This window comes from Chryseobacterium rhizosphaerae (assembly GCF_003385455.1).
Classification (GTDB): domain Bacteria; phylum Bacteroidota; class Bacteroidia; order Flavobacteriales; family Weeksellaceae; genus Chryseobacterium; species Chryseobacterium rhizosphaerae.
Map to the genome: position 1 here is coordinate 14,311 of NZ_QNUF01000004.1, position 14,195 is coordinate 28,505.

The window sequence follows — 14,195 nt, forward strand, 5'->3', positions numbered from 1 at the left end:
ATATTATGAAAAAGTTACTATTTATGATCAGTATGTTTTCTTCCTTATTCGTTAATTCTCAAAGTATTAATTTGGAAGAATTTGCTACCGGACTTACCAGCCTGGTAGAGATTACAAACGCTAATGACAGCCGTCTTTTCGTGGTACAGCAGAATGGTATTATTAAAATTATCCAGCCTACGGGAGTTATTAATGCTACCCCTTTTCTTAATATCGCTTCAAAGATTGTTTTCGGCGGAGAAAGAGGTCTTTTAGGACTTGCATTCCATCCCCAATATTCCAGCAATGGCTATTTTTTTGTTTATTATAATAATCCTGCCGGAAATATTATTGTAGCAAGGTACAAGGTAAGTTCAACAGATCCTAACATTGCCGATCCCAACTCTGAAAAAATCTTACTGAATATTCCCAAACCTTTCGAAAACCATAACGGAGGAAGCATACATTTTGCTCCGGACGGAAAACTCTGGATCATCACCGGAGATGGAGGAAGTGGCGGAGATCCGCAGAATAATGCCCAAAATAAAAATTCACTGTTGGGAAAAATGCTGAGAATTGATGTAGACGCTACAGGGCCTTATAATATTCCTTCTGACAATCCGTTTGTGGGTAGCGACGGAGCCGATGAGATATGGGCGTATGGGCTCCGAAATGCCTGGAAATTTTCTTTTGACCTCACCAGTGGAAATGTACTCATTGCTGATGTGGGCCAGGGAGCTTTTGAGGAAATCAACAGAACTACCATCACTCAGGCCGGACTTAATTACGGATGGCGTTGCTACGAAGGAAATACAGCTTATAATACCGCAGGATGTCCAGGTATTGGCACCATGACATTCCCTGTTGCGGTTTATGATCATTCCGGGGGGAAATGCTCCATTACCGGAGGGTATATTTACAGGGGATCCCAATACCCCTCTCTTCAGGGCAAATATTTCTTCGCTGATTACTGCTCTACACAAATCGGTATCCGGGATACCAATAATGCTATCACATGGTCTTCTGCTTACAGTGGGAATAATTTTTCCACTTTCGGGCAGGATTCTCAAAAAGAGCTCTATGTAGCAGCCGTCACCACTGGCAAAATTTTTAAAATTTCAACGGGAACTTTAGGTGTACAGGAAAGCACTGCTTTAGGCAAAATAAGTATCTATCCTAATCCTGCATCCAAAGAAATCTTCATCAATGGCATTGGAGGCAAAAAAGTAAGCGCAGAAATCATGAGTACAGAGGGTCGGAAAATTTGGGAAACTGATGAAGTTATCAATGGCAAAAGTATGGATATTTCCGCCCTACCTGCCGGAGTTTATTTCATCAATCTAAAATCAGGAAACCTGAATTCCTATAGTCAGAAATTAATTATTAAATAATGGAATAGTATTTTAACACACGCTACCAGCTATTACTTTTTAACGCAATATGCCGCAAAATATTCATATCAACTGAATAAAAAATTCATGAAAAAGTATGTCAACTAAAATTTTAAATACATAAAAAAAGCGGCTCAAAACTGAACCGCTTTTTATTTTATATCGTCATCGAGAAAATTCTCGTTTCAGGTTTATTTCTCATCATCCTAAGGTCAAAAACCATTGCAACATTTCTTGTGAATGCTCTTCCGGCCTCCGTAATTTTAACTTCATGACCATTGATTTCAACCAATCCGTCTTTTTCCATTTCCTTCAGCATTTCCAATGCATTTTCAAGTTCCGGGAAAGAGTTATGAGTATGGAAAGTGGTTTCAAGCTGACACATCAGGTTGAGGATATGTCTTCTTACCTTCAGATCTTCCTCATCCAGAACATGGCCTTTCACCACAGGAATCTCTCCTTCTTCTACAGATTTCTGATAATCTTCCACCGTTTTCACATTCTGCCCGAAAGCATACCATGAATCTGAAATTGCAGACATTCCAAGTCCTACCATCAGCTGTGTATTGCTTGAAGTGTAACCCATGAAATTTCTGTGGAGTTTTTTATGAATTAAAGACTGGTAGAGATCATCATGTTCAAGAGAAAAATGATCCATTCCCACTTCAATATAGCCTAAGTCCTGAAGCAGCTTTTTACCGTCTTCATATAATCTTCGCTTTTCTTCTCCACTAGGCAAGTCATTTTCATCGAACCCTCTCTGACCCACTCCTTTTACCCATGGAACGTGTGCATATGAGTAAAATGCAAGCCTATCCGGTTTCAGCTCCATCGTTTTTCTGATAGTATGCTCCATGGCTTCCCAATTTTGATGCGGAAGCCCAAAAACCAAATCATGGCTGATTCCTCTGTAACCAATTTCTTTAGCCCATTCTGTAACATTTTTTACATTTTCAAAAGGCTGAATTCTATTGATCGCTTTCTGCACTTTAGGATCGTAATCCTGAACTCCGAAACTTACTCTTCTAAAGCCTAGATTATACAACGTCTGAAGGTGTTCCTTCGTGGTATTATTCGGGTGTCCTTCAAAAGAAAATTCAGGATGTTCAGCAATATCTACTGTTTCAAAAATCCCTTCCAGAAGGGTTTTCAAATTTTCAGGCGAGAAAAACGTAGGTGTACCTCCTCCCAGGTGTAATTCTTTCAGCTTAGGTCTTTCATTGAAAAGAGCAAGGTAAAGATTCCATTCTTTTAATACACTTTCCAGGTAAGGAATTTCAACACTATGTTGTTTTGTAATACGTTTATGGCATGCACAAAAGGTACACAATGCCTCGCAGAAAGGCAAATGGATATAAATAGAAATCCCCTCCTCTGCATTACTTTCATGAAAGGACCTGATTACGCTTTCTTTCCATTTTTCCGGTGAGAATGTAGTTTCATCCCAATATGGAACTGTAGGATAAGAGGTGTAACGTGGTCCGGGAATATTATACTTATCTATTAAAGAGTTCATTTCGAAAATTAAAATTTTATAAGGTCATGAAATTTAATGGTCTTAAAACTTCATTCTACAAAATTAACCATTAGTTATGAATTTTGACCTATGAAATATATTAGGTTCTATTTTATAATGAGTCTAAATACTGTCTGTAAGGCCTTTCCTTACTAATGATAAATTCTATATATACTATTTGTTTTTTAGATATATCCATTTCCCAACAGGATGTATCTCCTGTTTTATATCTTCAACATTTTATTACCGTTGATCTTACATCTTTTACCCCTTCAATGTCATCACTGCAATTCTGTTTTTTCCAGCAAAAACAATATGATTTTTATCGATCCATTGACAGACAAAAAAACCTTTTTCATCAGAGATCTTTTTCCATGTTTTTCCAAAATCTGAGGAATAACTGATATGCTGATCTCCTACTGTGATGATTTCTTTTCCTTTTGAACCCGGCTTAATTTTCACGCAGGTAGTATATCCTGCATTCTGCCCGGATGCCTGAATCTGCCAGGTTTTACCGCCATTATTCGTGGTAGCAATATTATTGACATTCGCCTCCTGCTTTGTATAATCCCCTCCTACTGCAATTCCGAAATGATCATCACTGAAATCTATGGAGTATATTCCATTCGAAGATTCTCCCTGGATAAATGGAGTATTGAAGACTTCAAACTTTTCATTTTTCAGGTTCAGTCTTAAAATTCGTGAGGCCTTACCTCCTGTTGCAATCCATACAAAGTTTTTAGTAGAAGAAATATTGGTATTACTGGCTGCAAAAGCTGCTTCTCCTTCATGCAGTGTGACTGCATTTTTAAGCATACCCCATTTTCCATCCCTGTATATTGCCAATTTTAATCCATGATCTTTATCGGCATCACTAAATGTGTATGCCAGTTTTTCATTTACAAAGTGCAGTGCATCGTAGAATGCCGTTTTTGTAGTATCAGTAAAAACAACCTGTGATTTTAAATCTTTTTTATCAATGGTAAAGAAATGAGCAGGACTTCCAATATTAATGGCATAAAAAGCGGCTTTATCCTGTGCCAGAGTTCTGAACTCAAGTTTATCTTCTGATAATATAATCTGTTTTGGGTTCTTTGGATCTTGTATGTCTACAAACCCAAACTTAGAATCTGTACCACTGTACCAAATCTTATGATCATACAGCTCAAGAGCTCTGATGCTTATTTTGTCATTAAAAATAGTTTCCATGCTTTCCACCTGCTGAGAAAATGCACAAATTCCTACGGAAAGAAATAGAATAGAGAAGATCTTTTTCATATGCTATAAAAAAAACCGCCGAAGCGGTTCTATATTAAATTAATCTATGTTTTTATATTTTTCAGGATTGTTCAGTTTACTGTTTGATTTTCCATAACTGAAATATACCACACCTCCTAAGAAAAGCCATACAGCAGAAAGTTCCAATGCATGAGCACTTAAGTTGAATATTAAATATATATTGATAAATACTCCTAATGCCACAACGATTTTATAAGCCGGAACTTTGAAAGGTCTGATCAAATCCGGTTCTTTTTTTCTCATCACCCAAACCGCAATACATACCAATGTAAATGCAAACAGAGTTCCGAAACTGGTCATATCTGCCAATGTTGAAATTGGGGTAAATGCTGCGATAAGCGCTACTATGATTCCTAACAGGATAATTCCTTTATAAGGAGTTTTTGTTTTTGGGTGAAGCTCTCCGAAAAATCTAGGAATCAAACCGTCTTTTGCCATTCCGATAAAGATTCTGGACTGTCCCATCATCATTACCATTACTACAGAGATCAAACCTACTGTAGCGGCAATCGTTACTACATTACTTGCCCAGTGTTTTCCGGCAATTTCAAAAGCATATGCCACCGGTGCTTTGATCGCATCAGGATATTTTCCTTCAGGGTTAAAGTCTGTATAATGCATCATCCCTGTCAATACAAGAGATACACAAATATATAATGCAGTACACACCAATAGTGAAGCAATAATAGCGAAAGGCACATCTTTTTTAGGATTAATAGCCTCCCCTGCCTGTGTAGAAACAGCATCGAAACCAATATAAGCAAAGAAGATAGCTGCTGCTCCGGAAATAATTCCTTTAATACCATAGGCAGAGACCAGATCGCCTTCAGAATTTTTAATTTTTATCTGATCAGGGATAAAAGGATTCCAGTTTTTCACTCCATCTACAGCATTGTAAAGATCTGTATTAGAGAAGATAATATAAACCCCTGCAATGATTACGAAAATAACCGCAGAAGTCTTCATAAGTACAATTAGGTTATTCGCTCCGGCAGCTTCCTTGGTTCCTTTTACCAGCAGGGCTGTAATCAGTAAAACAAGGATGAATGCAGGCAAGTTCATTGAAAAACCATCTCCTGTATAACTCGCGGGATCTGAAGTAAGATATCCCGGCAGGTGAACTCCAAAAATTTTCAAAAATTTGGTAAAGTATCCGGACCAACTCACGGAAACGGCCATACTTGCCATGGCATACTCCAGGATAAGACACCAGCCCATTGCCCATGCAAAAATTTCCCCTACCGTTCCGTAGGCATAGGCGTAGGCTGAACCTTCAACAGGAATAATGGATGCAAATTCCGCATAGCATAATGCTGCAAAAACACAGGCAATACCTGCTATAATGAAAGAGATTGCCAGTGCCGGCCCTGCGTGATAATAAGCTCCGGTTCCGGTAAGAACAAAGATTCCACCACCGATGATAGCACCTACTCCAATTGCTGTTAAACTCCATTTTCCAAGGACTTTTTTCAGCTCACTTTTCTTCATATCTGCCTCATAGGCACTTAGCGGCTTCTTAACCCAAATTTTAGACATGTTTTTTTTATTTATTAAGGATTTACGAAAATATAAAAATTTTACGGACTCTCATGTTTATTGACAAACTTTCGTCATTTATTTTAAATAAAAAAATCTAAAAACCTGACCGACACATTATTCAAAGTATTTTATCAAGTGTTAAATTTTGTTTATTTTTGATCACATGAATATCTATGACCTTTTCGTCAAACCCTATGAAAATTATACCGCAACACAGATTTTACTGGAGTCTTCAGGAGCTATTTTCGGTACTTTAAGCGTTTATTTTTCTATCAAAAAAAATATCTGGGTATACCCTACCGGCATTATTTCCACGTTGATTTATGTATATATTCTTTTTAATTTCGGATTATTGGGAGACTGCCTGATTAACGTATATTATACCATAATGAGTGTGTACGGATGGATCTTATGGTCTAAAAATTCCAAAGACCATGTTCATGTGGATGTTACCTGGGCAACAAAAAAGGAATGGATTTATGCAGGGATTCTTTTCATCTTGAGTTTTGCATTGGTTATTCTTATTTATTATTACAAACCCTATATTGACAATTTGGAGGGTGGTCTTGGATTATATCATTTAGATTGGGCAAATTGGCTGGATATTTTTACCACTTCTATATTTTTAGTAGGAATGTGGTTTATGGCCAAACAGCGCATTGAGAACTGGATTTTCTGGATTATCGGAGATTTTATTTGCATGCCTATGATGATTTTTAAGGGACTTGGCATCACTTCGGTTCAATATTTGGTATTTACTATAATGGCTATCTTAGGATACCTTAGTTGGAAAAAAAGTTTTAAAGAGAAAAAAGTACAATAAAGTCATGAAAAATTTATTAAAAATAGCAGCCAGTATTGTTGCATTTGCCAGTTTAACATCTTGTTTAGCATACTCAGACGGATATGCCAATAATGGCGGTTATGGTGATCCATATTATAACAATGGATATTATTATGCACCATCCGGATATTATGGAAATGGTGGATATTATGGTAATGATGGATATTATTACAGAGACAATGTTAATTATTATTACGACAATGGTGTTCCTTACTATTACTATAACGCTAATAACTCAAGAAGAAAAGTATATGTAGAAAGGAGATCAGATAATAACTCTACTAGACCGAATACCGGATTCAGAGGAGAACCTTATTACGATCGTAATAATAACAATAACAATGGTTTCAGAAACAACAATGGTTCTCAAAATAACCAGGGTAACAGAAACCAAAGCAGTGGAGGTTTTAGAAATAACAGCAACCAGAATAATCAGGGAAGTCAAAACACCAATAATAGCGGCGGATTCAGAAACCAGAACAGCACTTATCAGGCTCCTCAAAGAAGCTCAAATAGTGGTGGATTCAGAAGTTCAGAAAGTAATACAACCCCTCAACCCTCTTCAAACAGTGGAGGATTCAGAGGAAGTTCCAGTAGCAGCTCTGGCAGTTCAAATAACTCAGGAAGCACAAACAGACAGAACACCGGAGGGTTTAGATAAAATACTTAGATAAAACGATTATAAATAAGGAAACGAACAGTTAACACTGTTCGTTTTTCATTTTAAATATATTAATTTTGCTTCTTTAATTTAGATAAAAAGTTATGGAATTTTATAAATATCAGGGAACAGGAAATGATTTTGTGATGGTAGATAACCGTGACCTTCAGTTTCCTAAAAATAAAAAGAATATTGAAAAGCTATGTGACAGACGTTTCGGAATTGGTGCAGACGGCCTAATCTTATTGGAAAACGATGATCATTATGATTTCAAAATGGTATACTATAATTCTGATGGTGGAGAAAGCACGATGTGCGGAAACGGAGGAAGATGTTTGGTTGCATTTGCTTTTTTCCTGGATATTTTTGAAGATAAATGTAGGTTTATTGCTATAGACGGTGAGCATGAAGCGGAAATCCACAACGGGATTGTTAAGCTGAAAATGATTGATGTAAATACCATTTCTCATGACGGTAATGATTCTGTTCTTAATACCGGCTCTCCTCATTATGTAAAATATGTAGAAGATTTAGCAAATTATAAGGTGTATGCAGAAGGAAATGGGATCAGAAATTCCGAAAATTATAAAGAAAATGGGATTAATGTCAACTTTGTAGAAAAAATTTCTGATAATGAAATTTTTGTAAGAACCTATGAACGAGGCGTTGAGGATGAAACTTACAGCTGCGGAACAGGAGTTACAGCTTCCGCTTTAACTTTTTTACAAAAAGACAATCTAACTTCTGTAAAAGTTAAAACTTTAGGAGGAAATCTGAAGGTATATGCTGAAAAAAATGGAGATTCTTTTCAAAGCATTTGGCTGGAGGGTCCTGCAAAGCAAGTTTTTAAAGGCAAAATAGACATACTTTAGAAACCATAAACTTTTAATCAATAGTATAAGAATGAAAAAAGCTATTCTCATTGTCATTCTGCTGGTTTTTGTAATCGCAGGATTTTTTGGATTGAGATTTTATAATAAGTACTTCGGAAATAACGTAGAAAAAGACGGGTATGTATTGATTCCTCATAAAGCGGATTTCAAACAGATCATGGACTCTATAGCTCCCTATATAAAAGATAAGGAATCTTTTGAAGCCGTGGCTAAAGATAAAGGTCTTACTTCAGCCTTTAAAGCCGGGCGTTATCATATCGAGGAGGGCAAAGGAAACTCTGATCTTGTGAATATGATTAAAGCGGGTAATCAAACAGCCAATTCTTTCAGAATCGGAGATTTTGGAGATATGTACCAGATGATCGGCAAAGTGACTAAAAAAACAGAATTGGATTCTTTACATTTTGTAAAAGATCTTGACGGGATTTCACAGGAAAAAGGCTACAAAAATGTTGAAGACTTAAAAAAATATTTTTTCATAGATACTTATAACTTCTTCTGGACGGTAAGCCCGAGAGAGTTTTTTGCAAAATTTGAAGATCAGTATAATGAATTCTGGACCGGTGAAAGAAAAAACAAGGAACAGCAGTCCGGTTTAACAAGGGATCAGATCTATGCACTGGCGTCTATTGTATATAAAGAATCCGGAGGGAAAAAGGATGAAATGAAAACGATAGCGGGATTGTATCTGAACCGTTACCGAAAAGGAATGAAACTTCAGTCTGATCCTACGGTAATCTACGCCATCAACAAGCAAACTAATTTTAAGGAATCTATTAAAAGGGTTTTATATAAGCATTTATCAACTCCTTCTCCGTACAATACCTATGCGAATGCGGGTATTCCTCCAGGGCCAATCTGTGTGGTGGATAAGAATTCTGTAGATGCTGTTTTAAATGCAGAAAACAATAATTATATATTTATGTGTGCTGATCCTGCAAAATTTGGATATCACAAGTTTACGGCAAGTGCAGAAGAGCATGCTGTAAATGCAAAAGCCTATCAGGATTGGCTCAATTCAAAAAATATAAAATAGGCTTAGCAAGCACTTAAAAAACTTTATACAGTAAAAAATTAATAAACGAATCATAACGGTATGATAATCAGAACAATCTGAAAACCCATACTGTTAAGGGTATCCCCTCATGATTTTATACAAAAAATAACCTATGAATAAGACGGAAATTGTCAATATTTTCACAAAAAAAACGCTAGGGCTCACCTTGGTTCTTTCAGCAGCCGCTATGGCTTTTGCTCAAGAGAAATCAGGTATTTCAGGAATTATTGTCAATAAGAAAAACCAGCCTGTACCTTATGCTTCTGTAACGTTTAGCAACAAAGCTAACAAAACATTAAGCGATGCTGTACTCACTGATGAAAAAGGGCAATATAAGCTACAACTTGTTCCCGGGGATTATGATATTACAGTAGAGGCGATAGACTATAAGAAAAGCATAGTCAGCAAAAATATAACCGCAAACGGAAATATTGGTGCGCTCTCCATAGAGCCCGAAGCTTCCACTACTCTGGATGGAAAAACCCAGGAGTTACAAGGTGTTGTAATTACGGCAGCAGCCACTAAAGCCTATAAAGTGGAACTGGATAAAAAGACTTATGACCCATCACAGGATATTGTAAGTAAAGGAGGAAGTCTTCAGGATGTTTTAAGTAATGTTCCTTCTGTTACCGTAGATACGGATGGAACGGTTTCTATGCGAGGAAGTACTAATGTAAAATTCCTGATTAACGGAAAACCTTCTTCTCTTCTGGGAATTGATGACGGAGCTAACGCATTACAGAGTATTCCTGCTGATCAGATCGAAAGAATTGAGGTCATTACCAACCCTTCATCAAAATTTGAAGCAAGCGGAACTTCGGGGATTTTAAATATTATTCTTAAAAAGAGTAAAAAAGTAGGATTTAACGGAAGTGTAGTGGGTGCTTTAGGATATTTTCCGAGGACATCTCTGAATGCCAATCTAAGCTGGAGAAAAAATAACTGGACCTGGTTTGTGAATGGCGGCGGAGGCTATACAGAAAATAAAACCAAAAACAATTCTGAAACAACCTATCATAATATTGTATTCCCTGATCTAACTCCAGGTATACAGCCTAAGGATGTACCTGTGCACCAACAGCAGAACTCTGTCAATAAGACCTACAACAAGAACTATAATGTAAGTGCCGGTTTTGTATATGATATTTCTGACAAAACATCACTAAATCTAACTGGATTAGTGAGAACTTTTGACGGGGACGGAAATGAACTTGTAAACACTTACGATACTTTTTACAGATATACAGGAGATGCCTCTAATCTTTGGAGCCTCAAGAATCCTTATACTCTGAGAGATTCCAAGACCATTTTTAACAATCTTGCCTTCCAGGGAGATGTAGGTTTAGACCATAAGTTTGACGATAATGGACAGAATCTATCGCTATCTGTAAGTTTACAGAGAAACAGAAGCAATAATAATGCTGATATTCTGGAAAGTGTTGATTATGTACCCTCAGTACAGGATATTACCAGAAGACATTCTGTAACCAAAACGGTAATAGGTAAAGCAGATTATGAATTACCATTAGGAGAAAACTCCAAACTTGAAGCCGGCTACAGATTGGATGTCAATGATAATACTTATGATAATTTTGTAAGCAGTACTTCTAATAATCCTCTTATTCCGAATTATAACAACAATACGGATTACAGAGAAATGTTCAATGCTTTCTATTTGCAGTTTAAAAGTAAGCTCGGAAATCTTAGCTATCAGGTAGGATTAAGAGATGAGCTTTCAAATGTTAAAATCAATTATATCAGTCAGAACCCTGATAAACCTCCATTAAATAAAAACAAGAATTACAACAATTTATTTCCAAGTGTATTCTTAAGCTATGATATATCCAAGAATAATCAGATCTTAGTAAACTATTCCCGCAGAATAGACAGACCGAGATCATTCTTTATGGTTCCTTTCCCCAATTATACCAATAACCAGAATATTTTTGAAGGAAATATCGACCTTAACCCATCGTATGTAGATTCTTATGAGGTAGGTTATAATATTACCAGAAAGAAATTCACCATCAACCCTACTCTATATTACAGGCATTCAACAGACGATACAAAGATGCTGGTTTACAGACCGGATGAAAGACAAAGAGTTTTCTATACAAAGCCGGAAAACCTGGGTAATGATGACCGTTATGGTTTGGACCTGAACTTTACCTATGACCCTTTTGCCTGGTTCAAAATTATGGGTAGTGTAGATCTTTTCGGGTACAAAACGACCGGAATTGCATCTTATGAAACAAAAGATATCAACGGACTTACTAAGGTACGTTCATTAGATTTTACCGGAAGTGGTTTCTCTACAAGATTACGTCTTAATACAACATTTAAACTTGATAAGACATTAAGTGTACAGCTGCAAGGCTTCTACAGAGGGGGACAAAAAACCGCCAGCCAGGACAGACAGGATATGTATGCATTAAACCTGGGAGCCTCCAAAACGATCTGGAAAGGAGACGGAACTATTTCCTTCAACATTCAGGATATCTTTAATACAAGAGGAATGACGACAATTAACTACAGCAATGACTATACGCGTAGCAGCTATATGCAGTGGCAGCCAAGACAGTTTTCTGTCTCTTTAACCTATAGATTCAAACAAGGTGAAAAAATAGAACAGACCAAAAAGAAAAAAGACATCAATGCCAATGAAACCGGTGATGACCAGCAAGGTGGCCCAATGTAATAAAAACAAAATCCCGAAATTATTTTCGGGATTTTTTATTGTCTTATTTTACAGATTCTTTCTTTGTATCTTTTTCTTTTTCTGCTTCATAAATTCTTCGTCTCAGATCACTTGTAGAAAATCGGTGATCTCTTTTGTTATAAAAGATCTCTATTCCTTTTTCTTCACAATATGTTTTTCCGGTAAAATCTCTATCCATATAATCGTCTCCTATGATCCTTATATCGATAACAAAAGATTTCAAAATATCCAATAGATCTTCTTCTGTATAATAAGGGATAATCTCATCTACAGCATTCACTGCCTTCAACTGAATATATCGTTCAACGATAGTCTGGCTTGGCTTATTCTTATTAGGACGGTCGTGGGATGGATCAATCTGAAGTCCAACGATCAAATAATCGCATACTGTTTTAGCTTCTTCAAGCATTTTAATATGCCCTGCGTGTAATAAATCAAATGAGGAAAATGTAATACCTATTCTTTGTGTCTTCATATTAATTTTAAAATTAAAACTTCGCTGAAATAAATGTTCTTTTAAATGGATAAAAGACCGGTGATTCAGGGAAGATGTTTTGTAATTCGTTTTTATAATCGTTTTTAAATTGTTCTTTCATATCATCGGGAAGCCTCTCAACATAAGGAAGCATAGCCGTTCCTGAAGCCCATGTAAATACCGCATCGGCATTGTTCAGAACATGAGGGAATACTTTTTCATAAACGGTGATTTCTCTACCTTTATTATCGAATAATATTCTCGCATAATCTTCAATATGCAAAACAGTATACGCTCTCTCCCAAGAATTGTACGCTGTTTTATAAGGTTCCTTCGCTGCTATTTTTCTAAGCAACTGATGCACTACATATTCATGATTGGATGGAATCTGTACCGCCAATTGACCGCCTTCTTTAATCTTACTTATAATCCTTGGAAAAAGTTCTTTATGGTTATCACACCATTGAATCGCTGCATTGGAAATAATCAGATCATACATCTCGGAAAGATGAAGCTGATCCTCAATACTCCTTTTCTTAAAGGTCAGTCTGCTTGTTTCAAAATGAGCAGCTTTCTCCAGCATCTCTTCAGAAGAATCTATTCCCAACACCTTAGAGTCTTCAAGATAATCTAAAAGTTTAGAGGTAAGTTCTCCGGTACCACAACCTAAATCTATAACGGATAAACCGGATCTTGACTCAACGAGCTTCAGTAAATCAAAAAAGGGAGCTGAACGCTCATCTTTAAACTGGTCATATACTTCAGGATTCCAAGCCATATTATGTGATTTTAAGAATTAATTTCTAGAATTCAGATATTTCTGCCACTCCCAGGTTGTACGCAGAGATTCTTCCAGTGAAGTTTCAGACTTCCATCCAAGCTCTTTCTCTGCTTTACCAGGGTTGGCATAGGCAATCGTAATATCACCTTCCCTTCTGGCACATATCTGATAAGGGACTTCTACATTATTTGCTGTTTCAAAAGCTTTTACAACTTCCAAAACAGATGATCCTTTTCCTGTTCCCAGGTTATAAATGTCTATTACCGCTTCTTCAGATTGATTTTCAATGAGTTTTCTTAAGGCTGCCACATGAGCTTTGGCCAGATCAACTACATAGATATAATCGCGAACTGCAGTTCCGTCTTCTGTTGGATAATCATCTCCCCATACACTTAGCTTCTCACGGATTCCCGAAGCAGTCTGCATAACGTAAGGAACCAGATTATTAGGAATTCCAATGGGTAGCTCTCCAAGTTTTGCAGACGGATGTGCTCCAATGGGATTAAAATATCTTAACAACGTTATTTTTCTGTGATACGCTTTTGCAAAATCAATCAGGATCTCCTCTCCCATTTGTTTGGTTTTACCATATACACTTTCGGGCAGTTTCAGGGGAGTATTTTCATCAATTGGCATTACATCAGCTTGTCCATATACTGTACAGGATGAACTGAAAATAAAATTAGAGATTTCTCTTTCTTTAAATTCCTGAAGAATATTAATAAGAGTAAACAGATTATTCTCATAATAGTCTACAGGCTTTACCTGACTTTCTCCTACCGCTTTATACGCAGCAAAATTAATACAGCCCTCAATCTTATGGGCTTCAAAAACCTGATGAAGCAGTTCTTTTCTTTTTAAATCAAAAGGATAGAAAATCGGCTTTTTACCTGTAATTTCCTCAATATTATTTAAAATAAATTTCTCTGAATGGGACAAATCATCTACAATAACAACCTCAAAGTCATTATTAAGAAGCTCTACCACTGTGTGGGAACCAATATACCCAAGTCCTCCTGTTACAAGTATCGTCATTTTTAT

12 protein-coding genes are annotated in these 14,195 nt (G+C 36.5%); 6 read left to right on the forward strand and 6 right to left on the reverse strand.

Translation table 11 applies throughout. The features are described 5' to 3' along the window. The first annotated feature begins 5 nt into the window (after positions 1 to 5). Entirely contained in the window at positions 6 to 1,370 is a 1,365-nt protein-coding gene (locus DRF57_RS04440) for a PQQ-dependent sugar dehydrogenase (RefSeq protein ID WP_115917105.1), read from the forward strand. Positions 1,371 to 1,527: 157 nt separating this feature from the next. Here the strand turns inward: DRF57_RS04440 and hemN are convergent, their stop codons facing one another. From hemN to DRF57_RS04455, 3 genes are all read right to left on the reverse strand, one after another. Continuing rightward, positions 1,528 to 2,886 (reverse strand): oxygen-independent coproporphyrinogen III oxidase, encoded by a 1,359-nt coding sequence (gene hemN, locus DRF57_RS04445; protein WP_047485257.1) that lies wholly within the window; start codon positions 2,884 to 2,886, stop codon positions 1,528 to 1,530. 264 nt (positions 2,887 to 3,150) lie between these two features. Next, positions 3,151 to 4,164: a WD40/YVTN/BNR-like repeat-containing protein gene (locus DRF57_RS04450; protein ID WP_115917107.1), complete on the reverse strand. Its 1,014-nt coding sequence runs from the start codon at positions 4,162 to 4,164 to the stop codon at positions 3,151 to 3,153. 39 nt (positions 4,165 to 4,203) lie between these two features. Next, positions 4,204 to 5,721, reverse strand: coding sequence for an amino acid permease (locus tag DRF57_RS04455; RefSeq protein ID WP_115917109.1), 1,518 nt, complete (start codon positions 5,719 to 5,721; stop codon positions 4,204 to 4,206). A 166-nt stretch (positions 5,722 to 5,887) separates the two neighbouring features. Between DRF57_RS04455 and pnuC the strand changes: the two genes are divergently transcribed. The 5 genes from pnuC (at position 5,888) to DRF57_RS04480 (ending at position 11,877) form a co-directional block, all read left to right on the forward strand. Beyond that, positions 5,888 to 6,547 carry a nicotinamide riboside transporter PnuC gene (gene pnuC / locus DRF57_RS04460; RefSeq protein WP_115917111.1) on the forward strand — a complete coding sequence of 220 codons (660 nt, stop codon included), beginning with the start codon at positions 5,888 to 5,890 and terminating at the stop codon, positions 6,545 to 6,547. A gap of 4 nt (positions 6,548 to 6,551) precedes the next feature. Beyond that, complete coding sequence (locus DRF57_RS04465; RefSeq protein WP_084085964.1) at positions 6,552 to 7,229, forward strand: hypothetical protein; 678 nt, start codon at positions 6,552 to 6,554, stop codon at positions 7,227 to 7,229. Positions 7,230 to 7,333: 104 nt separating this feature from the next. After that, positions 7,334 to 8,101 (forward strand): diaminopimelate epimerase, encoded by a 768-nt coding sequence (dapF, locus tag DRF57_RS04470; protein ID WP_084085965.1) that lies wholly within the window; start codon positions 7,334 to 7,336, stop codon positions 8,099 to 8,101. Between the two features lie 31 nt (positions 8,102 to 8,132). Beyond that, complete coding sequence (mltG, locus tag DRF57_RS04475) at positions 8,133 to 9,158, forward strand: endolytic transglycosylase MltG (protein WP_115917113.1); 1,026 nt, start codon at positions 8,133 to 8,135, stop codon at positions 9,156 to 9,158. Positions 9,159 to 9,291: 133 nt separating this feature from the next. Further along, positions 9,292 to 11,877, forward strand: coding sequence for a TonB-dependent receptor domain-containing protein (locus tag DRF57_RS04480; protein WP_115917115.1), 2,586 nt, complete (start codon positions 9,292 to 9,294; stop codon positions 11,875 to 11,877). A 43-nt stretch (positions 11,878 to 11,920) separates the two neighbouring features. Here the strand turns inward: DRF57_RS04480 and DRF57_RS04485 are convergent, their stop codons facing one another. Genes DRF57_RS04485 through galE form a run of 3 tightly spaced genes read right to left on the reverse strand, consistent with a single transcriptional unit; the run spans position 11,921 to position 14,189 of the window. Beyond that, the gene (locus DRF57_RS04485; protein ID WP_047485274.1) at positions 11,921 to 12,373 is read right to left on the reverse strand and encodes an adenylyltransferase/cytidyltransferase family protein; all 453 of its coding nucleotides are present in this window, start codon (positions 12,371 to 12,373) and stop codon (positions 11,921 to 11,923) included. A gap of 13 nt (positions 12,374 to 12,386) precedes the next feature. Next, positions 12,387 to 13,151, reverse strand: a complete 765-nt coding sequence (locus tag DRF57_RS04490) for a methyltransferase domain-containing protein (RefSeq protein ID WP_047485276.1) — start codon at positions 13,149 to 13,151, stop codon at positions 12,387 to 12,389. Positions 13,152 to 13,169: 18 nt separating this feature from the next. Continuing rightward, entirely contained in the window at positions 13,170 to 14,189 is a 1,020-nt protein-coding gene (gene galE, locus DRF57_RS04495) for a UDP-glucose 4-epimerase GalE (protein ID WP_115917117.1), read from the reverse strand. Positions 14,190 to 14,195: the final 6 nt, after the last annotated feature.

Excerpts from the sequence above, each read along its gene's own strand:
- DRF57_RS04440 (WP_115917105.1), top strand. The coding sequence starts at position 6 with ATGAAAAAGTTACTATTTATGATCAGTATGTTTTCTTCCTTATTCGTT.
- hemN (WP_047485257.1), bottom strand. The coding sequence starts at position 2,886 with ATGAACTCTTTAATAGATAAGTATAATATTCCCGGACCACGTTACACC.
- DRF57_RS04450 (WP_115917107.1), bottom strand. The coding sequence starts at position 4,164 with ATGAAAAAGATCTTCTCTATTCTATTTCTTTCCGTAGGAATTTGTGCA.
- DRF57_RS04455 (WP_115917109.1), bottom strand. The coding sequence starts at position 5,721 with ATGTCTAAAATTTGGGTTAAGAAGCCGCTAAGTGCCTATGAGGCAGAT.
- pnuC (WP_115917111.1), top strand. The coding sequence starts at position 5,888 with ATGAATATCTATGACCTTTTCGTCAAACCCTATGAAAATTATACCGCA.
- DRF57_RS04465 (WP_084085964.1), top strand. The coding sequence starts at position 6,552 with ATGAAAAATTTATTAAAAATAGCAGCCAGTATTGTTGCATTTGCCAGT.
- dapF (WP_084085965.1), top strand. The coding sequence starts at position 7,334 with ATGGAATTTTATAAATATCAGGGAACAGGAAATGATTTTGTGATGGTA.
- mltG (WP_115917113.1), top strand. The coding sequence starts at position 8,133 with ATGAAAAAAGCTATTCTCATTGTCATTCTGCTGGTTTTTGTAATCGCA.
- DRF57_RS04480 (WP_115917115.1), top strand. The coding sequence starts at position 9,292 with ATGAATAAGACGGAAATTGTCAATATTTTCACAAAAAAAACGCTAGGG.
- DRF57_RS04485 (WP_047485274.1), bottom strand. The coding sequence starts at position 12,373 with ATGAAGACACAAAGAATAGGTATTACATTTTCCTCATTTGATTTATTA.
- DRF57_RS04490 (WP_047485276.1), bottom strand. The coding sequence starts at position 13,151 with ATGGCTTGGAATCCTGAAGTATATGACCAGTTTAAAGATGAGCGTTCA.
- galE (WP_115917117.1), bottom strand. The coding sequence starts at position 14,189 with ATGACGATACTTGTAACAGGAGGACTTGGGTATATTGGTTCCCACACA.